The organism is Solibacillus sp. FSL W7-1324, assembly GCF_038008025.1.
Classification (GTDB): domain Bacteria; phylum Bacillota; class Bacilli; order Bacillales_A; family Planococcaceae; genus Solibacillus.
On sequence record NZ_JBBOYH010000001.1, the window covers coordinates 2,755,014 to 2,774,572 of the forward strand.

The 19,559-nt window shown below is 38.2% G+C and carries 19 protein-coding genes and 1 riboswitch; of the genes, 7 read left to right on the forward strand and 12 right to left on the reverse strand.

Annotated elements, in window-relative coordinates; translation table 11 throughout:
- Positions 1–68: 68 nt before the first annotated feature.
- From MKY71_RS13750 to MKY71_RS13795, 10 genes are all read right to left on the reverse strand, one after another.
- Complete coding sequence (locus tag MKY71_RS13750; RefSeq protein ID WP_340732955.1) at positions 69–875, reverse strand: MetQ/NlpA family ABC transporter substrate-binding protein; 807 nt, start codon at positions 873–875, stop codon at positions 69–71.
- Positions 876–1,028: 153 nt separating this feature from the next.
- Complete coding sequence (locus MKY71_RS13755; protein WP_340732956.1) at positions 1,029–1,697, reverse strand: methionine ABC transporter permease; 669 nt, start codon at positions 1,695–1,697, stop codon at positions 1,029–1,031.
- On the reverse strand, positions 1,690–2,718 hold the full coding sequence (locus MKY71_RS13760; protein ID WP_340732958.1) for a methionine ABC transporter ATP-binding protein: 1,029 nt from the start codon (positions 2,716–2,718) through the stop codon (positions 1,690–1,692). The genes MKY71_RS13755 and MKY71_RS13760 overlap by 8 nt, the downstream gene beginning before the upstream one ends.
- Positions 2,719–2,863: 145 nt before the next feature.
- Positions 2,864–2,966, reverse strand: a riboswitch (SAM riboswitch).
- Between the two features lie 61 nt (positions 2,967–3,027).
- A complete protein-coding gene (locus MKY71_RS13765) occupies positions 3,028–3,330 on the reverse strand; it encodes a thioredoxin family protein (RefSeq protein ID WP_339172869.1) in 303 nt (100 codons plus the stop codon).
- Positions 3,331–3,337: 7 nt separating this feature from the next.
- Positions 3,338–3,664 (reverse strand): toprim domain-containing protein, encoded by a 327-nt coding sequence (locus MKY71_RS13770; RefSeq protein ID WP_339195575.1) that lies wholly within the window; start codon positions 3,662–3,664, stop codon positions 3,338–3,340.
- A 102-nt stretch (positions 3,665–3,766) separates the two neighbouring features.
- The gene (gene gcvH, locus MKY71_RS13775; RefSeq protein ID WP_008408686.1) at positions 3,767–4,147 is read right to left on the reverse strand and encodes a glycine cleavage system protein GcvH; all 381 of its coding nucleotides are present in this window, start codon (positions 4,145–4,147) and stop codon (positions 3,767–3,769) included.
- A gap of 80 nt (positions 4,148–4,227) precedes the next feature.
- Positions 4,228–4,584: an arsenate reductase family protein gene (locus MKY71_RS13780; RefSeq protein WP_251690097.1), complete on the reverse strand. Its 357-nt coding sequence runs from the start codon at positions 4,582–4,584 to the stop codon at positions 4,228–4,230.
- A gap of 311 nt (positions 4,585–4,895) precedes the next feature.
- Positions 4,896–6,680, reverse strand: a complete 1,785-nt coding sequence (locus MKY71_RS13785) for an acyl-CoA dehydrogenase family protein (RefSeq protein WP_340732959.1) — start codon at positions 6,678–6,680, stop codon at positions 4,896–4,898.
- 253 nt (positions 6,681–6,933) lie between these two features.
- A complete protein-coding gene (locus tag MKY71_RS13790; protein WP_339172880.1) occupies positions 6,934–8,106 on the reverse strand; it encodes an acetyl-CoA C-acetyltransferase in 1,173 nt (390 codons plus the stop codon).
- A gap of 174 nt (positions 8,107–8,280) precedes the next feature.
- Positions 8,281–10,665, reverse strand: a complete 2,385-nt coding sequence (locus MKY71_RS13795) for a 3-hydroxyacyl-CoA dehydrogenase/enoyl-CoA hydratase family protein (RefSeq protein WP_340732960.1) — start codon at positions 10,663–10,665, stop codon at positions 8,281–8,283.
- A gap of 241 nt (positions 10,666–10,906) precedes the next feature.
- Between MKY71_RS13795 and MKY71_RS13800 the strand changes: the two genes are divergently transcribed.
- From MKY71_RS13800 to MKY71_RS13810, 3 genes are all read left to right on the forward strand, one after another.
- Complete coding sequence (locus MKY71_RS13800; protein ID WP_339172886.1) at positions 10,907–11,224, forward strand: thioredoxin family protein; 318 nt, start codon at positions 10,907–10,909, stop codon at positions 11,222–11,224.
- 139 nt (positions 11,225–11,363) lie between these two features.
- Positions 11,364–12,557 carry an MFS transporter gene (locus tag MKY71_RS13805; RefSeq protein ID WP_339172888.1) on the forward strand — a complete coding sequence of 398 codons (1,194 nt, stop codon included), beginning with the start codon at positions 11,364–11,366 and terminating at the stop codon, positions 12,555–12,557.
- Between the two features lie 2 nt (positions 12,558–12,559).
- The gene (locus MKY71_RS13810) at positions 12,560–13,171 is read left to right on the forward strand and encodes an NAD(P)-dependent oxidoreductase (protein WP_340732962.1); all 612 of its coding nucleotides are present in this window, start codon (positions 12,560–12,562) and stop codon (positions 13,169–13,171) included.
- 50 nt (positions 13,172–13,221) lie between these two features.
- On the opposite strand, the gene MKY71_RS13815 is transcribed toward MKY71_RS13810, so the two are convergent.
- Together MKY71_RS13815 and MKY71_RS13820 are read right to left on the reverse strand one after the other, a co-directional pair.
- On the reverse strand, positions 13,222–14,658 hold the full coding sequence (locus MKY71_RS13815) for a hypothetical protein (RefSeq protein ID WP_340732963.1): 1,437 nt from the start codon (positions 14,656–14,658) through the stop codon (positions 13,222–13,224).
- Complete coding sequence (locus tag MKY71_RS13820) at positions 14,627–15,151, reverse strand: sigma-70 family RNA polymerase sigma factor (protein ID WP_340732965.1); 525 nt, start codon at positions 15,149–15,151, stop codon at positions 14,627–14,629. Before MKY71_RS13820 ends, MKY71_RS13815 begins: the two co-directional genes overlap by 32 nt.
- Before the next feature lie 130 nt (positions 15,152–15,281).
- On the opposite strand from MKY71_RS13820, the gene MKY71_RS13825 reads away from it, so the two are divergent.
- The 4 genes from MKY71_RS13825 (at position 15,282) to MKY71_RS13840 (ending at position 19,536) form a co-directional block, all read left to right on the forward strand.
- Entirely contained in the window at positions 15,282–15,809 is a 528-nt protein-coding gene (locus tag MKY71_RS13825; protein WP_340716104.1) for a C39 family peptidase, read from the forward strand.
- An 85-nt stretch (positions 15,810–15,894) separates the two neighbouring features.
- Positions 15,895–16,875 (forward strand): endospore germination permease, encoded by a 981-nt coding sequence (locus MKY71_RS13830; RefSeq protein ID WP_340732968.1) that lies wholly within the window; start codon positions 15,895–15,897, stop codon positions 16,873–16,875.
- Positions 16,876–16,978: 103 nt separating this feature from the next.
- On the forward strand, positions 16,979–18,406 hold the full coding sequence (locus tag MKY71_RS13835) for a spore germination protein (RefSeq protein ID WP_340732970.1): 1,428 nt from the start codon (positions 16,979–16,981) through the stop codon (positions 18,404–18,406).
- Complete coding sequence (locus MKY71_RS13840) at positions 18,403–19,536, forward strand: Ger(x)C family spore germination protein (RefSeq protein ID WP_340732972.1); 1,134 nt, start codon at positions 18,403–18,405, stop codon at positions 19,534–19,536. The genes MKY71_RS13835 and MKY71_RS13840 overlap by 4 nt, the downstream gene beginning before the upstream one ends.
- Positions 19,537–19,559: the final 23 nt, after the last annotated feature.

Sequence of the window (19,559 nt, forward strand, 5' to 3'; positions counted from 1 at the left end):
ACTGACGCACAGTAAAAAAACCCATTTTCTCCAGTATATTTAAGAGAGAAAATGGGTTTTTGATTATTTTATTCGCCTGAGACTGGTACTACAGAGCCGCCCCACTCTTCAACGATAAAGTCTTGAACTTCTTTTGAGCGTAATGCTTCTACTAATGCTTTAATTTCTTTTGAATCTTCATCGCCAGATTTAACTGCAATAATGTTTACATATGGTGATTCACTAGACTCGATTGCGATTGAATCTTCCAATGGGTTGATGCCGTTATCGATTGCGAAGTTTGAGTTGATCAATACCGCGTCACCTTCTTCATTTTCGTACATTTGCACTAATAATTCAGCTGCTGTGTCTGCATCGAACACAAAGTTTTTCGGATTTTCAACAATGTCTTTTGTTTCCGCTTTTGTTTTATCGATTCCTTCAGCTAACTTGATTAATCCCTCTGCTTCAAGTAATGAAAGCATACGTCCGTGGTCTGCTACTGAGTTGGAAAGTAAAATTGTTGCACCTTCAGGAAGTTCTTCTAAAGATGAATATTTTTTAGAGTAAACACCGATTGGCTCGATGTGAATACCGCCAGCATTTGCAAAGTCATAATCGAAATCCGCTTTTTGTGCTTCGAAGTATGGAATGTGCTGGAAGTAGTTTGCATCTAAATCACCGTTATTTAAATCCTGGTTTGGTAATACGTAATCTGTATAAGGTTCGATTTCCAGCTCGATACCTTGTTCCTCTAAAATTGGTTTAACTTTTTCAAGAATTACTGCGTGTGGTGTATTTGATGCACCAACTACTAATTTTTCATCTTCGCCGCCACATGCTGCTAAAGCTAGTACTGAAGCTCCTAAAATAACGCTTGATAATAATTTCTTCATCTGTTTTACCTACCCTTTTTTTAGTTTGTTCAGTTTATCGAAACCTTTTTTATATTCTGATTATTTTTCTGATGGACGCGCACTTTTTAAAAGTTTGCGTCCATATTGTTTCGATGCACCAATATTTATAATTACGGCCTAAAAAGCCACTAACTATCGTTTGTCCACTCTTGCTGTAATGAAGTCCCCAATATACTGGATAATAAATACGACAACTAAAATTAAAACAGTTGCCATTAATGTCACATCTGTTCGGTTACGCTGGAAACCGTCAAGGAATGCCAGGTTCCCTAAACCACCCGCACCGATAATGCCGGCCATTGCTGTATATCCTACTAAAGCGACAGCTGTAACCGTAATACCTGAAATTAATGCCGGTAAACTTTCCGGAATCAATACTTTCCAAATAATCGTAGAAGTTTTCGCTCCCATTGAGCGGGCTGCTTCAATAACACCCTTATCAATTTCTCGTAACGCTATTAATACCATGCGTGCATAAAACGGTGCTGCACCGATAATTAGCGCAGGTAATGCTGCATTGGCGCCACGGATTGTTCCAAGTAAAAACTTTGTGAACGGAATTAATAAAATGATTAAGACGATAAATGGAATCGACCGGAAAATATTTACGAGTGATCCTGTTAAAAAGTGCACAATTTTATTAGCCCATAATTGATTGTCGCTCGTTAAAAATAGGACAATCCCAATCAGAATGCCGAGTATAAATGTAATGACTGTCGCAACAGCTGTCATATAAATGGTTTCATATGTTGCGTCGAGCATTTTACCCCAGTCGACGTTCGGAAATAATTGATTAAACATGCTCAATCACCTCCGTTTGAATTTCTTGCTTCGCTAAAAAGCTCAGTGCTTCCGCGACTGCATTTGGTTCGCCATTGATATGAATAAACAATGTACCAAACGAACCGCCCGTTGTATTCGAGATTTTACCATGCACAATATTTACAACTACGTCAAACTGCTTGATCATTTGCGAGATGACAGGCTGTTCTGTCGTAGCACCGGCAAATATTAATTTGGCGATTTTGCCTCCTGGATAGTTGGCAAAAATTTGTTCCAGTGATGCTTGTGTTTCCGGTGTTTCACCAGAAGCCTGTGATACGAAGTTTTTCGTAATGGGTGCTTGAGGATGCTGGAACACTTGCAATACATCGCCCTGTTCCACTACTTTTCCGGCTTCCATCACCGCTACTCTGTTACAGATTTTGCGGATAACATGCATTTCATGTGTAATGAGTACAATTGTAAGTCCGATGTTTTTATTAATATCGAGCAGTAGTTCCAAAATCGAATCCGTTGTTTCCGGATCAAGCGCTGATGTCGCTTCATCACATAAAAGCACTTCCGGATTGTTTGCCAACGCTCGGGCAATGCCGACACGCTGCTTTTGCCCTCCTGACAATTGAGAAGGATACGCTTTCCCTCTTCCTTTTAAACCAACGAGTTCAATCAGCTCTTCTACTCGCTTTTCACGATCAGCTTTTGAAACACCCGCAATTTCAAGTGGAAATGCGATGTTTTCTTCAACGGTACGTGACCAAAGCAGGTTGAAATGCTGGAATATCATACTGATTTTTTGGCGTGCTTCTCGTAATTTTGCCCCGGAAGCTTTCGCGATATCCTGGCCACCTACAACAACAGAACCTGTTGTCGGCTTTTCCAAACCGTTCAGCAGGCGGATCATTGTACTTTTACCGGCACCACTGTAGCCGATAATACCGTATATTTCTCCCTTGTTAATCGATAAGCTTACATTATCAACCGCTGTAAGTTTACCGTTTTTCGTGTTATACACTTTAGTAATATTTTGTATATCAATCATCGGTTGTACTCCTTCTAAATTGAAATAACCTTCCTGCTATTTCAAAATCATGTTCATTTTTCATCCAAAACATCCGTTGAATGAAAAAAACCTTTCTACCATGACAAGTAGAAAGGTTTCACATACATTTATACGGTAAACCGTTCTCTCATCTTTCAAAGTTTAAACTTTGTGTGAATTGGCACCTTTGCGTAAACGCTGGTTGCCGGGCTTCATAGGGCACTTCCCTCCACCTCTCTTTATAAGAGTAACATTATTAAGTTTTATTATTATGAATGTTACTTTATCACGATAAAGAGACTTCGTCAATTACTTTTTTAATATTTCATACAGAAACGGTACGGATTTAAATGCGTAAATTTTATTCGTTAGTTCTCCCTTGTCTGAAACGATTAAACAAGGTACACTTTCAATTTTCAATTCATATGGTAAATCTCCCAAATAATTGATATTTGCCATACCAAGCGGGAGATCTGGGAGTAATTTCTCAATTACATCCAACATTTTTTCCGATACTTCACATGTGCCGCACATCGGCGTATATAAGAAAAACGCTGTCTGATCATGCTGTTGTACGTTCTGTTCCCACTGCTGTTTCGTCCATTGTTCCATTATACTGTCATCCTTCGTTTACTATAAATTTTGCTTGTAGTAACATATCCCTTAAGATTTTAGTAGGTGTTTTTTCTACTTCCACATATTCGTGAGGTATGATAAGCTGTGTCGCTTCAGGATATGCACGGTTCATCAGTTTACGTAACTTTTCACCGTTTTTATCTGCATCAAACATAGTCGTAATTTCATCTTGCTCATATTCATCCAATAAATCAATCAAATTGACTTCACTTATTGTGCCATTCGTGCAAAGTATCGTCACGTCTTCCGCTAATATCGGAAGTATTCTCAGTTTATCGGCACGTCCTTCAACAACGATGCATTTTCCCATAGTACACGCTTCCTTTCATCCATCACCTTTATATATAGAATAACAAAAAAACACTAAAACCTTTAATTAGAAGGCTTTAGTGTTTGGTCTTATTGTTTAATCTTATTGTTCGATTAATGCAGTGTAAGCGTCTGCGTCTAATAATTCTTCAACTTCTGCTTCACTTGTTAACTCAACAGTAACCATCCATGCATTACCGTATGGTGATTCATTTACATATTCAGGATTGTCCAGTAATTCTTCGTTGATTGCAACAACTTTACCAGAAAGTGGTGCATATAGTTCAGAAACTGTTTTTACAGATTCTACACTACCGAAAGGCTGATCCTTTGAAATTTCATCGCCTACTTCAGGTAACTCTACGAATACGATATCGCCTAATTCAGATTGTGCGAAATCCGTAATACCGATTGTCGCTTTACCGTCTTCAATTTTTACCCACTCATGCTCTTTTGAATAACGTAATTCTTTTGGTGTGCTCATTTGAAAACCTCCATGTTATATGTAGTACATTCAAGTTCATTTTGCCATATTTCGTTCGGAAATACAATGTGAATAACTGTTTATTTCCAAGTTTCTAAGAAGTCAGACTCCTTAAATCCTAAAGTTAATTTTTTTCCATCTGTAACGATCGGTCGCTTAATTAACATACCGTCCGATGCTAATAGCTCTAATTGCTCATCTTCGGACATTGTCGGTAGTTTATCTTTTAGGCCTAACTCACGATATTTCATGCCTGAAGTATTAAAGAATTTCTTCAACGGTACACCGCTTGCTTCGTAAATGGCTTTAAGTTCTTCTTTCGATGGTGTCTGTTCTACAATATGAATATTTTCATAGTCCACACCTTGCTCATCTAGCCATTTTTGCGCTTTTTTACAAGTTGTACATTTTGGATATTGGATGAATTTTACTGTCATGTAAGTACTCCTTTTTGCCCTGGATTTTCCTATATTGTAACGGATATAGAAGGACAAATCAAAAATGTGTTCGCATGATCGGAGCGGTTTTTATTAGAAGATGTATGAAAATATTAGAACATGCCGGACTTATATTAGAAGAACGGTTTCACTTATTTGAACCTTTGCGTGACATATTAGAAAATATAGTACTTATATTAGAAGTTCCAAGATATATTAGAATTTCTGAAATTATATTGGAACATTTTACGATTTGTTAGAAAACGACAGAAAAATCGGGTGCACTTTCATGCACCCGATGACAGTCTTTATTAAACTACATACTTTTCTGCTTCGATTAGTTTCGCTGCAGCTTCACGTTTTTTCGGAATTAAGTTGTAAGGGTTGTTGCGCGTTAATTTACGTAATGCTGATAAAATCATACGTGCATCGTCACCTTCAACTGAAGCGATTAATGTTTCTTTTGCTTCTTTTTCGATTTCTGCGAATGCTTCCTGACAGAAAATTTGAGTGTAAAGAATTTTTTGTGCTGCTTTTTCTTCACCGTCACGCTCGATAGCTTTTTGTGTACGGATTACTGCAGATTCCATTGCGTATAATTGGTTTGCAATGTTCGCGATGTTCACTAACAATTCTTGCTCTGCATCCAGTTTTGCACCGTAGCGTTGTGCTGCTGCACCTGCTGCAAGTACTGCGATCTTCTTAGCATTTTTCACTAAGTATTTCTCTTGCTCTAATGCACCTTGACCGATTTCTTCAGGCATAAGCATTAATAGTTCGTTTTGAAGTTCTTGTGCTACTTGTAATAGTGGTAACTCACCTTTTAATGCTTTTTTCATGAATGTGCCTGGTACGATCATACGGTTAATTTCGTTTGTACCTTCAAAAATACGGTTAATACGAGAGTCGCGGTAAATGCGTTCTACTTCGTACTCAGCCATAAAGCCGTAACCACCGTGTAACTGAACCGCTTCATCCGCTACGAAATCCAATGTTTCAGAACCGAATACTTTTGCGATTGAGCACTCAATTGCATATTCAGCGATTGCTGCTGCAATTGATTTGCCGTCTTTTTGCTCTTCATCAGATAACTGGCTTAAACGGTCTTCGAAGTAACCAACTGTACGGTAGTTTAACGATTCAGATGCATAAATGTGAGAAGCCATTGATGCGATCTTTTCTTTTGTTAAGTTGAAGTCCGATAATTTTGTTTTGAATTGTTGGCGTTGGTTTGTATAAGCAACTGCTAATTCAAATGCACGTTTAGATGCACCTACCGTACCTACTCCTAATTTATAACGTCCGATATTTAAAATGTTGAACGCGATAATATGACCGCGGCCTACTTCACCTAGTAAGTTTTCTACAGGTACTTCTGCGTCTTCCAAAATTAATGTACGAGTTGAAGATGATTTAATCCCCATTTTCTTCTCTTCAGGACCTACAGAAACACCTGGGAATGAACGCTCAACGATGAATGCTGTAAATTTATCGCCATCGATTTTCGCGTATACAACGAATACATCTGCAAAGCCTGCATTTGTAATCCATTGTTTTTCACCATTTAATACGTAATGTGTTCCTGCTTCATTTAACTTAGCAGTTGTTTTAGCACCTAATGCATCCGAACCTGAACCTGGCTCTGTTAATGCATATGCTGCGATTAAAGCACCTGAAGCCAACTTCGGTAGGTACTTCGTTTTTTGCTCATGGTTACCGAATAATACGATTGGTAATGAACCGATCCCAACATGGGCACCGTGCGTAATTGAGAAACCGCCAGCCGGTGACATTTTTTCTGCGATTAATGCAGAAGAAATTTTGTCTAAGCCTAAGCCTTCGTATTCTTCAGGAACGTCAGCTGCTAGTAAACCTAAATCTCCTGCTGTTTTTAATAGACGTACAGAGTGATCGAACTCATGGTGCTCTAAGTTTTCAACTACTGGTAATACTTCGTTCGTTACGTATTCCTGTGTTGTTTGAGCAATCATTTTTTGCTCGTCTGTGAAATCTTCCGGTGTAATTACTCGGTTAATATCCACGTCCTCGATTAAAAAGCCGCCACCCTTAATAATGCTGTTTGTTGTTTGTGCCATTATAAATTCCTCCCTAGTTTCCTTTGTGATTGTTTATTGTGTTGTTTTCCGTTTCGGTTACGCTTTCCGCGGGCACGAGGCCAACAGGATGTTGGTCACAAAAGCGTTGCCACAGGACGTGGCGCCCTTAGCTTTTGTTCCTAGTCTCAGGCGTCGTGCTTTTCCCGCTGGAAGCTCGCTTGTAGCGAAAGGCACAGCCGTCAGCTACACTCGAACCTTCACTACAAACAACACTTATTATTTCCCCAGACAATTAAAGAACTTCAAATACCCCTGCTGCGCCCATTCCGCCGCCGATACACATTGTTACGACACCGTATTTACCGCCGCGGCGTTTTAATTCATTGATCAGCTTTACTGTTAAAATCGCACCTGTTGCACCAAGTGGGTGACCTAATGCGATTGCCCCTCCGTTAACATTCACTTTCTCCATATCAATGCCTAGCTCACGAACTACTTGAATCGATTGTGATGCGAATGCTTCGTTAATTTCCCATAGGTCTACTTGATCTTGTGTAATCCCTGCAATTTCAAGTGCTTTCGGTACTGCTACGATTGGTCCGATACCCATTACTTCCGGTGGAACTCCGCCGACAGCAAATCCTAGGAATTTCGCTAGTGGCTGCATGCCTTGTTTCTCTGCTTCTTCACGGTCCATTACTAGTACAGCTGCTGCACCGTCCGAAGTTTGAGAAGCATTCCCTGCTGTTACAGAACCTTTAACATTGAATGCTGGACGTAATTTTGCCAACGTTTCTACCGATGTACCTGGACGAACCCCTTCATCTGTATCAAAAATCGTCACTTTTTCTTTTAACTGGTTGTTTTCATCAACATAATATTCCGTCACTTCAACCGGAACGATTTCGTCTTTGAATTTGCCTTCTTTAATCGCTTTTTCAGCTAACTCGTGTGAACGTACTGCAAATGCATCCTGCTCTTCACGTGTTACATTGTAACGATTCGCTACCTCTTCAGCTGTGTGACCCATACCGATATAGTATTGTGGTGCATCTTCAGCAATTTTCGGGTTTAAACGAACTGTATTACCAGTCATCGGAATCATACTCATCGATTCTGTACCACCTGCAACGATTGCTTTTGCATGGCCAAGCATAATACGCTCTGCAGCATAGGCAATTGTTTGTAGCCCTGATGAACAGAAACGGTTCACTGTTAATGCCGGTGTTTCATCCGGTAATCCTGCCAATGCCCCAACTAAGCGGGCAACGTTCATCCCTTGTTCTGCTTCTGGCATTGCACATCCCATAATTAAATCATCAACCGGACCTTCATAGCCCGCGCGCTTTAATGCTTCTTTTACTACTACTGCACCAAAATCATCTGGACGAGTGTTCGCAAGTGATCCTTTTTTCGCACGTCCGATTGGTGTTCGTGCTCCTGCAACGATAACGGCTTCACGCATAATGATGTTTCCCCCTTGTGATTAGCCAGCAAGTAAACTCGTAAGCTAGTTGCCGGCAAAATATTCTAGACATACCCGTTGATTTCCATTTCGGCGAACGCTTTCTCCAGGAGTCGTCGCCTACATTCCAATCAACTAAATGTGTATTTAAAATGCCTTAGTCATCAATCATTTTTAGTTACGTAATGGCTTTCCTTTTACAAGCATGTGCTGCATACGCATTTGTGATTTTTGGTCTGCAACCAGTTCTAAGAATGCTTGTTTTTCCAGGTTTAATAAGTACTCTTCAGAAACTTCTGTTCCGTATGGTACTTTACCGCCCGCGATTACATATGCAAGTTTCTTCGCGATTTTCAAATCATGCTCTGTAATATAGCCTGAATCGAACATTCCTTGAGCACCTAACAGTAATGTTGCATAACCTGGTGCGCCTACTACTTTCACCGGCTTTTTCACTGGTGGTGTATAGCCTGCTTCTGCAAGTGCAAGTGCTGCTTGTTTTGCATCATAGATTAAGTGATCCGGATTTACTGAAATACCGTCTGCAAAGTCCAGGAAGTTATTTTCACGCGCTTCTTCACCAGAAGTCGAAACTTTTGCCATTGCAATTGTTTCGAATACTTTATTCGCAATTTGCTGGTAGTCTACATCTACGCCATTTGGCAAGCCTTTGATGAACTTTTGGTAAAGACCTAAGTTACCGCCGCCTCCTGGGATTAAGCCGACACCTACTTCTACAAGACCCATATATGTTTCAGCCGATGCTTGAATATGTGCAGCCGGTAAACATACTTCCGCTCCGCCACCTAACGCCATTTGGAATGGTGCCGCAACAACCGGTTTTGTAGAATATTTAATACGGCGCATTGCCTGCTGGAATGACTTAATAACAAAGTCCAGTTCGAAAATGTTATCATCTTGTGCTTCCATTAAAATCATGGCAAGGTTTGCACCGACACAGAAGTTTTTGCCTTGGTTCCCGATTACGAGACCTTTAAAGTTTTTCTCCACTTCATCAATCGCATAGTTGATCATTTGAACAATGTCTAAACCGATTGCATTTGATTTTGAGTGGAATTCAAGTAATGCGATTCCATCACCTAAATCGATTAGGCTTGCACCTGAATTTGATTTGATCACACCGTGTTTCTTCTTGTAGCGTCTTAAGTCGATTGCTTTTTCGTTCACCGGTACTTTTACGTATTCTGAACCGTTGTAGTAAGCTAGATCGCCATCGATTTCCGAATAGAATGTTTTCAGACCCTTTTCTAATAAGCCAGTAACGAATTCGGGAATTTCACGGCCTTCTTCTTTCATTTTAGCGACTGATTTTTCTACGCCGATTGCATCCCACATTTCGAATGGACCTTGAGCCCAGCCGAAGCCCCATTTCATCGCATTGTCGATTGCAACGATATCGTCTGCAATTTCACCTACTAATTTTCCAGAGTAAATTAATGTCGGTGCGAATGAATTCCATAATAGTTCCCCTACGCGGTCATTAGCATAAATTAAAACTTTTAATTTACCTCCTGGACCTTTCGCTTGTTTTGCCATTTCTAGTGACGGAGCAACTAGTTTAGTAGTCGGTTCATATTCAAATGTCGATAAATTCAATTGCAGAATTTCTTTTCCTACTTTTTTGAAGAAACCTTGGCCCGATTTTGCACCGATCCAGCCATTTGAGATCATTTTCTTTAAAATAGGTGATTCTTCAAATACTGCCTGTTCTTCACCTGTTGTCTGGTCATATACATTTGTTGCAACATGTGCAAAAGTATCAAGACCAACAACGTCCAATGTACGGAATGTTGCAGATTTCGGACGGCCGATTAGTGGACCTGTTACTGAATCTACTTCACCTACTGTATAGTTACGTGCAATCATTTCGTTCATTGTTACGATCAAGCCGTATGTTCCGATTCGGTTCGCGATAAAGTTCGGTGTGTCTTTTGCGATAACAACACCTTTACCTAATACATCCTCGCCGAATGTTTGCATGAAACTTACAACTTCCGGTTTTGTCGTGTTAGCCGGAATGATCTCAAGTAATTTTAAATAGCGTGGCGGGTTGAAGAAATGTGTTCCAAGGAAATGCGCCTGGAAATCTTCTGAACGCCCTTCCGCCATTGCGTTAATACTAACCCCTGATGTATTTGATGAAATGATTGTGCCTGGTTTACGTACCGCATCAATCTTTTCAAATAAGCCTTTTTTAATATCTAATCTTTCTACAATTACTTCAATAATCCAGTCAACATCTTTCAGTTTTTCTAAATCATCGTCAAAGTTACCTGGTGTAATTAATGCTAGATTTTTTTTCGATGAAAGTGGTGCTGGTTTTTGCTTTAGTAATTTTTGCATTGCCGAAACTGCAAATCGATTTTTCACAGGTTTTGAATCAAGTGTTAACCCCTTAGCTTCTTCTTCCTTTGTTAGTTCGCTAGGAGCGATATCCAATAACAATGTAGGAATCCCGATATTCGCCAAATGTGCTGCAATCCCTGAACCCATTACCCCTGAACCTAAAACCGCTACTTTTTCAATTTTGTAAGACACGAGCACTTCCCCCTTCTCCCTTGAATGAACAGTCATTCATTTTGAAATCAAAAAAAAACTTCAAACAGCTTTTCTGTTCTTAGTGTAGATTATTTTGGCAATTTAAGCAATAATTTTCTCGAAATTTTAAATAAAATTATTATTCTTATATTTTTATTGCTAGAAGGTACATATATTAAGCTAAATTACTTTTCGTAAGCTGTTACAATCGTGTACAATGGGCATAAGGAGCGTGATTAATATGCAAGAAATTACAACAATTGAACAATTCACAGAACTAACAAGCAATGAAAAACCAGTAATCGTAAAATTCTTCGCTGGCTGGTGCCCGGACTGCACACGTATGGATATGTTTATCGATCCAATTATTGAAGAGTACAATCAATATGATTGGTATTCAATCAACCGTGATAACTTCCCGGATTTAGCGGAAAAATATCAAGTAATGGGGATTCCATCATTACTAATCTTCAAAAATGGCGAGAAATTAGCACACTTACATAGTGCTAATGCAAAATCACCTGCACAAGTAGAAGAATTCTTAAACGCACAAGCATAATATGTAGTAACGAATGAATCCAAAAGTTTACCGCTTTTGGATTTATTTTGTTTATTTTTATAAGTTAAAGCGCTAGTCATAATGCGGTTTTTTAATTACAATGGATTACGTGAAATTTTATTGTAAGAAAGGAAAATTTATGACGTCAGATCAACGAAAAAAGCTCGCTTTACTTATGCTTAACATGTTTATTGCTGTTGGGAGTTTCGGGATTATCATTCCAATTATCCCTGCCTATTTAAAAGAAATTGGGCAAGGCGGAACAGCTGCAGGATTAATCATTGCGATTTTTGCATTCGCACAATTTTTAGTATCACCTATCGGGGGGAAATGGACGGATAAGTATGGTCGTCGCCCGCTCATTAATATCGGACTACTTACGCTAGCTATTTCGATGTTTCTTTTCTACTTTGCTGATTCAATATGGCTGCTTTACTTATCACGTGCTATCGGCGGAATCGGCTGTGCATTTTTGATTCCTGCGATTTTCGCATATGTAGCAGATATTACAACAATGGAACAGCGTGCAAAAGGAAATAGTTTTATTTCAGCCTCGATGTCACTTGGTATTGTAATCGGACCAGGTATTGGAGGTTTTTTAGCGGATTTCGGACTTAAAACACCGTTACTTGTTTCGGCGGTAGTCGGACTTGTTGCGTTTGTCGTTTCTTACTTTACATTGGCGGAGAGCCAGGAAGAGAAAGTCGAAATTCCACAAGGTGAAAATACATCAATGGTAAAGGATATTATTTTATCCGTTAAAAAGCCGTTCTTTATTCCACTCATCATTACACTGATCATGAGCTTCGGTTTAATGTCTTATGAAACGGTTCTAGGGCTTTATGTAGATGATAAATTTGGCGCAACACCACAGGAAATTGCCTTCATGGTAACATCAACAGGATTAGTCGGTGTGATTATGCAATTATTTGTAGTGGATCGCCTTGTAAAAGCAATCGGTGAAGTAAATGTATTAAAATTATTTTTAATCGTTACCGCTTCCGGCTTCTTCCTGTCAATTATCGCAGGAAGCTACACAATGTTCTTTGCAATTTCATTACTAATATTCTTAGCGACATCCATTTTACGTCCTGTATTGACGACATTAATTTCAAAAATGGCGGGTAATGAGCAAGGATTTGCAATGGGTATGAACAATGCCTATATGAGCATCGGTAATATTATGGGCCCTCTTCTTGCAGGCGCATTATATGACATCGATATCCTATACCCGTTTATCGCAGGTTTAATCATATTAATTTTCACTATTCTCCTTACTTTTATGTGGAAAGGTATTAAAATACAAAAAACAGCACTAAAAGGAGGCCATTAATTATGAAAATTATTGTATTCGGGGCGACTGGTGGCGTTGGGCAGCATTTTGTTGAAATGGCTGTTACAGCTGGTCATACAGTTACCGCATTTGTACGTACACCTGAAAAATTAAAAACTAAAAATGTAACGATTATTCAAGGCGATGCATTTAACGCGGACCAAGTGGCCGATGCGGTCTTCGGTCATGATGCAGTCATTTCATGTTTAGGTTCTAGTACAGGGGTAAAAAAATCCAATGAACTTGAGACAATGGGTAAAAACATTGCAGACGGTATGGAAAAAGCAGGCGTAAAACGTTTAGTTTACTGTGCTTCAGCTGGTGTAGACGGAGAAATTCCAGGTGTGATGGGTAAATTGATGATGAAAATGCTCGCAAATCCATTAGCCGATCACCGTGCAGCGCTTAACTATTACAAAACAAAAGACATTACGTACACAATCGCACGTCCAATGGGCTTAAAAGATGAACCGTTAAAAACCGATTATAAAGAAGTAGTCGATACAGTTCCGAAAGGTTCAAGCTCGATTCCAAGAGCCAGCGTAGCTCACTTTATGGTGAAAGCATTGGATGATGCCCAATACGAAAACAAATCAGTTGGTTTATGCAGCTAAATTTAAACAGACGAAAACTACCCCAATAGCTTGAGGTAGTTTTTGTTTTTTTATTTATTATTTTCTATTCCGGGTAAATCATCTAAATCAATAGGGACGGTATATTCAATCCCCTTTTCATCTTTTAATATGCGCGGTGCTGTTCGGGTTAATGTCCAGCTAAAACCATCATCACCGGTTATAAAGTATTGATTGTCCCTCGTTTCAATTTGGATGTTTGTGTACGTTTCCTCTATTAATTCGCCTGACAACGTATTGCCTCGATAATGGATCGTATTATCATTAAAAATATAAATAAGTTGGTCATTATATCGATTGGCAATTGACATATCATTAAAATGTTCCGGTCTCGCTTCAAGTAGACCTATTTTACGCTGATCTGTATAAATCTCTTTCTCAGTAAATGAATAATAGGTCGATAATTGGTGCGAGTCATCACTATATTCGACAAGTATATGTGGTCCAATACTTTCTGTATGATAAAATGCTGACGGATGATCAAGGTTTGCCCTTTCGAAAATATTCGCGTATATCATTTGTCCATCTTCAATTGTAATAACTTTAGGCTCTTCTCCACCAATTATTAATACTGGTTCTTCATGGAAATCCGTTGCATACGTTGTCACACCTTGGTAACTAAGTTGACCTGTAACAATTTGATAATCCCCATTTTTATTTCTGTAAATATATGTTGTGTCATTTACCAAAGTATCCATAATGAAAAACTGATCATTAGTACCGGTTATAACTACTGTCGGTTGGTCACTTGCAACATTTAAATCGAGTCGTTTCCCTTCCGGTGTTTCTAATACTCGCCAAGTCCCCTCTTTCGTTGGAATTTGATACAAGATATGTCCATTCACCTTTTGAACTTTCGCTCCATCTAAATCCAATTCAAAATTCTCTAAAACCGGAGCGTAGGGTGCTTCTTTATAATCCAGTAAAAATTCTTTTGGCAGTTCAATATTTTCATTGTAAAGCGTCATTGATTGGCTTACGTCCAACTCAATCATTCCGGCTTCCTTATTAATGACGAGTTTATCTAAATACTGGATATCATTCGCCTGCAGCTTCAGAAAAAGAGTAATCGATTTTTCAGTATCCATTGTTTTAATTACTTCAACAGGATTATTGAATTCAAATATAGAATATCGTTTATAAGCCTGTTCGCTGTTAACCGTAGATAACTTTGCCAATGCTTTATTATCTTTTTGAATAATCGCTTCGTAAAAGTCGGCAACTAACTGTTCATCATGCTCCTCCAAGTATGAAGTTTCAATTTCAACAGCCTGTATCGTTTGATTCGGAGTGAAATACAGCACGGCACCAACCGCAAGCATTAGTAGAACAACGATGGCTGGCTGTAAAAATGGCAGAGGTTTTTTACGTTGCTTTTTTTGCATTACTTTTTGTACAAATGCTTCATCCATGAGCGATTCGCTGCCAATTGTTTCATCAATTGCTTGCTTCACTTGAGAATTCGTCATGCCATTCACCACCTTTTAATTGTTCTCTTAACTTCTCGCGTCCACGCCTCAGCCTAGTTTTCACGGTATTGTCCGAAATTGATAATAAATGTGCGATTTCGTCGATTTTCATTTCCTTATAATAATAGAGAATGATAATTTCACGGTATTTAATCGGCAGCTCCAAAACTAGATTTCCCAGTATTTGATTTTCGCTTCGTTCAAGCACTTGCTGTTCAGCAGATTTGGTACCTTTAAAGATTCCCTGAATTTTATTTGTTAAAATGGTATTTTTGTAGCTCCAGCTGCGTAAATAATCATAACTACGATTAATCGTCATTCGATATAAATACGTTCGGTAACTCGCATCGCCACGAAATTGCCCACGCTGCTCATAAGCTTTTAACAGCACGTCCTGTACAATATCTTCTGCCATTTCTTTATTTTTCACGTATGTATAGGAAAGTCGAAGCAATTCCTCGCCATGTGTTCTTATAAACACTTCAAGCTCCATTTTCTTCCCCCCTTTGTTTTAATTGCTGACCGTTAGACGGAGCTGTATTATTTATAGTTTCAACTTTTTATGATATTTTTTTCTAATTGTGGGTATTAAACTACTTTATAACAATTTGGAGGTTTTGAGTATGCGAGTATTATTAAATGTAAATGGCAGGTCACAATATAGTTCGGATATCCGGCCTGAATATCAAAACTCGGCATGCGGCCCTACGACTGCACACGTTATTTTGAATTACTTATGCGAAGATGAAACAATCCGCACAAAAGATGTAAATGAACTTTATAAATTTTTAGGCGGGACAAAAATCGGACTTTTTAAATGGCGGATGATCAGAAACTTGCGTCGATTACTCGGTGATGACTGGTGTATCGAGGAATGTACATTAACCCAGGCGATTGAGCAATTACGCTTAGGTAATCCGGTAGCGATGAAGTTTGATGTGTATTTTACCGGGCAGTTTTTGAAAAGTTATACCCCTCTCTATAAATACCACTGGGTACCTTTAATTGGTTATGAAATAAAAGACGATGAACTATACTTAACCATTCATGATAACGGAGGCCGCAATCGTGACAGTCAAATCCGAACTTTTAAGTATGATGACAACCGCAAAATATTAAGCTTCGTTAAAATCGAAAAGGAGCAGCATTAGCATTTATGCTAGTGCTGTTTTCTTTTTTCTGAATAAATGATTAGTCGATTGGCTATTACTGTAAAAAAAACTGCGAGGATACATTATGAAATCAGTTGGCTCTATTAGTCTTTTACATATTATTTTTTTAACGATGACATTCATCGGATTAAAAAACCACGTCACAATTATTCCATCCTTATTACATGGAGCAGGTCGTGATGTTTGGTTTTCTGTTATTTTTTCAATATTTTTGATGATTCCCTGGTTAGTTCTTCCTCTTATTACAATAAAAAAAATAAAAGAAGAGTCTCTTCGTACGTATTTACTAAACAATTACCCTAAGCTGGGTAAAGTGCTTATCTTTATCATTGCTTTTTACTTACTTCTCATGGCCGTTATTACAATGCATGAAACATTACAATGGGTTTCAACAACTTTTTTGCTGCAAACGCCGCCATTGCTTTTGTTTTTCTTTTTTACTGTTGTATGCCTTTTACTGGCAACATCCTCCATATTAACGATAACGATGGTCAATGTTGTCGTATTGTTTGTTGTCGTAGTTCTAGGTTTCTTTATCGCTTTTGTTAATATTCAAGTGAAAGACTATGCATTGCTGCAGCCATTTTTCGAGCATGGATTTACACCGGTTTTCAAATCGATGGTCTATCCTGCTTCCGGCTTTATTGAGCTTTATTTGCTCGTTTTTATTCAGCAGCACTTTAAAACAAAGCTTAAATTTTGGCATTTATTAATCATGCTCTTTTTACTATTTGGATTAACACTAGGTCCCTTATTGGGGGCAATTGCCGAATTTGGACCAACTGAGGCTGCTAAACAGCGCTACCCCGCATTTGAAGAATGGCGAATTGCCTCAATCGGAAGCTTTATAAACCATATCGATTTCTTTTCTATTTACCAGTGGCTTACAGGAGCATTTGTCCGTATTGGTTTTATATTATTCATAACAATCGAGCTATTAGGGCTCACTGGTCAAAAGAAGAAAGTTTGGGAATATATTTTTCCGATCTTTGTTTTTTGCTCACTGCCTCTTTATTTACTTGATGACAGTATATTTAGCAAATGAAAGGGGCAATATTTTCTAATAAGTACTACGTTATTCTTTTTCGTACTTTCAATTATTCTCTTTATATTAGCAAATCGAAAACAAAAGCGAAAGTTGGAATATAATGATTGAATACGCTACCTTAAAAAAGCAATTTGATAATTGTGCTGATATTCGCTTTCAAACATTTAACTTTCCTGCAAGCAACGTTATGCTCATCACCTGTGAAGCGATGACAGATAATCATTTATTCAATGAAGTAGTCGTACCCCGATTAAGAATGGCATGCCAACAAAAGGAACAATTTGATGAGGCAGTATTAATGCAGAAATTGCATCTTCCCCAGCTACTGAAAATTGAAGGTTTGCAAGAAGCTGTTACGAATGTATTTAGCGGATTTGTTCTTATTTATATCGAGAATTTAAATATACTGTTATGCAGCAATATTGAAAACAAGCCTAATCGAAGCCCTGAGGAATCAAACTTAGAAGTAACTATTAAAGGTCCACGTGATAACTTCATTGAAGATTTAGGTGTAAATATTGCTCTTATCCGCAAACGTCTGCCTACGAATTCATTAAATGTTGAAAAGATAACGTTAGGGACACGTTCAAAAACAAAGATCGCTATTTTATATTTTAATGACATTGCAGATTTATCTATCTTGAAACAATTAAAAAAACAACTCTCTGAAATCGATACAGATGTTATTTTAAGTGGTGAATTAATAATGGAACGGATGAATAAAATTTCATATTTAATTCCTTTAAATGATTCTACAGCTCGTCCTGATTTTGCGATGCAATCACTCGTTACTGGACGATTTATCATTTTAGTAGACGGAATTGCATACGCAATTATCACGCCCACCAATATTCTATCATTATTAAAGTCCGGAGAGGATAATGATTTCCCATCCATATTCAGCTCGTTAGAAAGATTATTACGTTTATTCTGCATATTAATAGCGCTTTTACTACCGGCTTTTTGGCTTGCGTTAACAACATTCCATCCAGAGCAGCTCCCAATTCAATTACTTGCGACAGTTGTACAAACCAATACGGGCTCCCCGCTTCCTGCAGCTATAGAAATGCTTGGAATGCTTTTTATGTTTGAGTTATTTCGTGAAGCGGGATTACGCTTACCGAGTATTTTAGGTGGAACGATCAGTGTTGTAGGAGGGTTAATTATAGGTGATGCAGCCATTCGAGCTGGGATTACTAGTCCGGCAATGATTGTTGTCATAGCCATTTCAACGATTGCTACCTTTACACTTGTCAATCAGTCCTTCGTTACGACGATCAGCATGCTGAGAATTGTATTTATTCTTATTACATCGATTTTAGGACTTTTCGGTTTCTTCTTATCGATCTATATTTGCCTTGTTTATATCGCAAATATCCGTGTATTTGGTGTTCCTTATTTAAATATAGCAGTCAATTTGAGCTGGGATAATATAAAAATGTCCCTTTTCCGTCCACCAGCAACTTCGAACACTAAACGACCGGAAGTATTAAATGTTAAAGATAAAACAAAGGAAAAAACAAAATGAAAAAATTGCTTTTATTTCCATTGTTACTTTTAGTTGCTGGCTGCTGGGATACAAATCAGCCTGAACGTATGTATTATTTACTTGGCCTAGGAATCGATTATAAAGATGGTCAATATGAAATTTATAGTCAAGTTGTTGCTTTCACTAATATTGCTAAAAGCGAACAGCCAAACCCGGAAGCTACGCAGGCTGAAGTTGGGATTGCCAAAGGAAAGACATTTGATGAAGCATTTTTTAATTTATATCAAACGATGGATGAGCGCTTCTTTTTAGGGCATTTAAACTATGTTCTCTTTTCGGAAAATATCGCAAAGGAAGGTAAAGTAGAACCTGTTATCAATTCCCTTATCCGATACAAGGAATGGAGGTATACAACTTGGGCTTATATTACAGATTCACCACTTAAGGAAGCTTTGCTCATCACACCCATTATTAATAAATCCATTACCCTTTCAAAGGTATCCGACCCGCTCAGTTCATTTAATCAGTCATCCCGGGTCCGTCCTATACAATTACGGGAACTTATGATTCATTTGAATGAACCTAGTCATGAAGCCAATATACCATTTATCGAAATTAGCGAAAACTGGTCAAAGGAAGATGGACCAGATCCTGTCTATTCATTTAAAGGCATAAGCATTCTCGGTAAGAACTCTGGTTTAAAAGGGAACTTATTAGGCGACGACCTAAAAGGTGTTCAATGGCTAGAGAATGAAACAGACCGCTCAGATATTACCGTTAAGACGGAAGAATTTGAAGAATTATATACAACGACAACCGTTGACGAAGTGCGTTCTAAAATTACACCAATTGTTTCCGAAAGTAATGTGCAATTTGATTTACAAGTTCAGTTGATTGTTCAAACAAATGAAATACTTAATCAAAATAAAATGGATTTATTAGAAAGTAAGATTAAGGAGCAAGTAAAAAAAGAAATCGAGCAAACCTATAAAGCTTCATTAGAATTTGACTCCGATATATACCGGTTATCTGAAATATTGTACCGAAAAAATTTGAAAACATGGAAAAAGTATGAGCAAGATGGGAAAATTCCTCTTGACGAGTCTACTATTCGGAAAGTGGATGTGGCGCTTGTAAAAGTCAAAGGGGAACGTATCACTTCCCATTAAAAAGAGGTTGCGCAGATGTGCGC

What these genes read in the sequence shown, in the direction of transcription:
- MKY71_RS13785 (WP_340732959.1), bottom strand. Translation starts at nt 6,680, where the DNA reads ATGGCACAAACAACAAACAGCATTATTAAGGGTGGCGGCTTTTTAATC.
- MKY71_RS13800 (WP_339172886.1), top strand. Translation starts at nt 10,907, where the DNA reads ATGCAAGAAATTACAACAATTGAACAATTCACAGAACTAACAAGCAAT.
- MKY71_RS13830 (WP_340732968.1), top strand. Translation starts at nt 15,895, where the DNA reads ATGAAATCAGTTGGCTCTATTAGTCTTTTACATATTATTTTTTTAACG.
- MKY71_RS13820 (WP_340732965.1), bottom strand. Translation starts at nt 15,151, where the DNA reads ATGGAGCTTGAAGTGTTTATAAGAACACATGGCGAGGAATTGCTTCGA.
- MKY71_RS13810 (WP_340732962.1), top strand. Translation starts at nt 12,560, where the DNA reads ATGAAAATTATTGTATTCGGGGCGACTGGTGGCGTTGGGCAGCATTTT.
- MKY71_RS13840 (WP_340732972.1), top strand. Translation starts at nt 18,403, where the DNA reads ATGAAAAAATTGCTTTTATTTCCATTGTTACTTTTAGTTGCTGGCTGC.
- MKY71_RS13815 (WP_340732963.1), bottom strand. Translation starts at nt 14,658, where the DNA reads ATGACGAATTCTCAAGTGAAGCAAGCAATTGATGAAACAATTGGCAGC.
- MKY71_RS13825 (WP_340716104.1), top strand. Translation starts at nt 15,282, where the DNA reads ATGCGAGTATTATTAAATGTAAATGGCAGGTCACAATATAGTTCGGAT.
- MKY71_RS13770 (WP_339195575.1), bottom strand. Translation starts at nt 3,664, where the DNA reads ATGGGAAAATGCATCGTTGTTGAAGGACGTGCCGATAAACTGAGAATA.
- MKY71_RS13760 (WP_340732958.1), bottom strand. Translation starts at nt 2,718, where the DNA reads ATGATTGATATACAAAATATTACTAAAGTGTATAACACGAAAAACGGT.
- MKY71_RS13790 (WP_339172880.1), bottom strand. Translation starts at nt 8,106, where the DNA reads ATGCGTGAAGCCGTTATCGTTGCAGGAGCACGAACACCAATCGGACGT.
- MKY71_RS13755 (WP_340732956.1), bottom strand. Translation starts at nt 1,697, where the DNA reads ATGTTTAATCAATTATTTCCGAACGTCGACTGGGGTAAAATGCTCGAC.
- MKY71_RS13835 (WP_340732970.1), top strand. Translation starts at nt 16,979, where the DNA reads ATGATTGAATACGCTACCTTAAAAAAGCAATTTGATAATTGTGCTGAT.
- MKY71_RS13750 (WP_340732955.1), bottom strand. Translation starts at nt 875, where the DNA reads ATGAAGAAATTATTATCAAGCGTTATTTTAGGAGCTTCAGTACTAGCT.
- MKY71_RS13765 (WP_339172869.1), bottom strand. Translation starts at nt 3,330, where the DNA reads ATGGAACAATGGACGAAACAGCAGTGGGAACAGAACGTACAACAGCAT.
- gcvH (WP_008408686.1), bottom strand. Translation starts at nt 4,147, where the DNA reads ATGAGCACACCAAAAGAATTACGTTATTCAAAAGAGCATGAGTGGGTA.
- MKY71_RS13805 (WP_339172888.1), top strand. Translation starts at nt 11,364, where the DNA reads ATGACGTCAGATCAACGAAAAAAGCTCGCTTTACTTATGCTTAACATG.
- MKY71_RS13780 (WP_251690097.1), bottom strand. Translation starts at nt 4,584, where the DNA reads ATGACAGTAAAATTCATCCAATATCCAAAATGTACAACTTGTAAAAAA.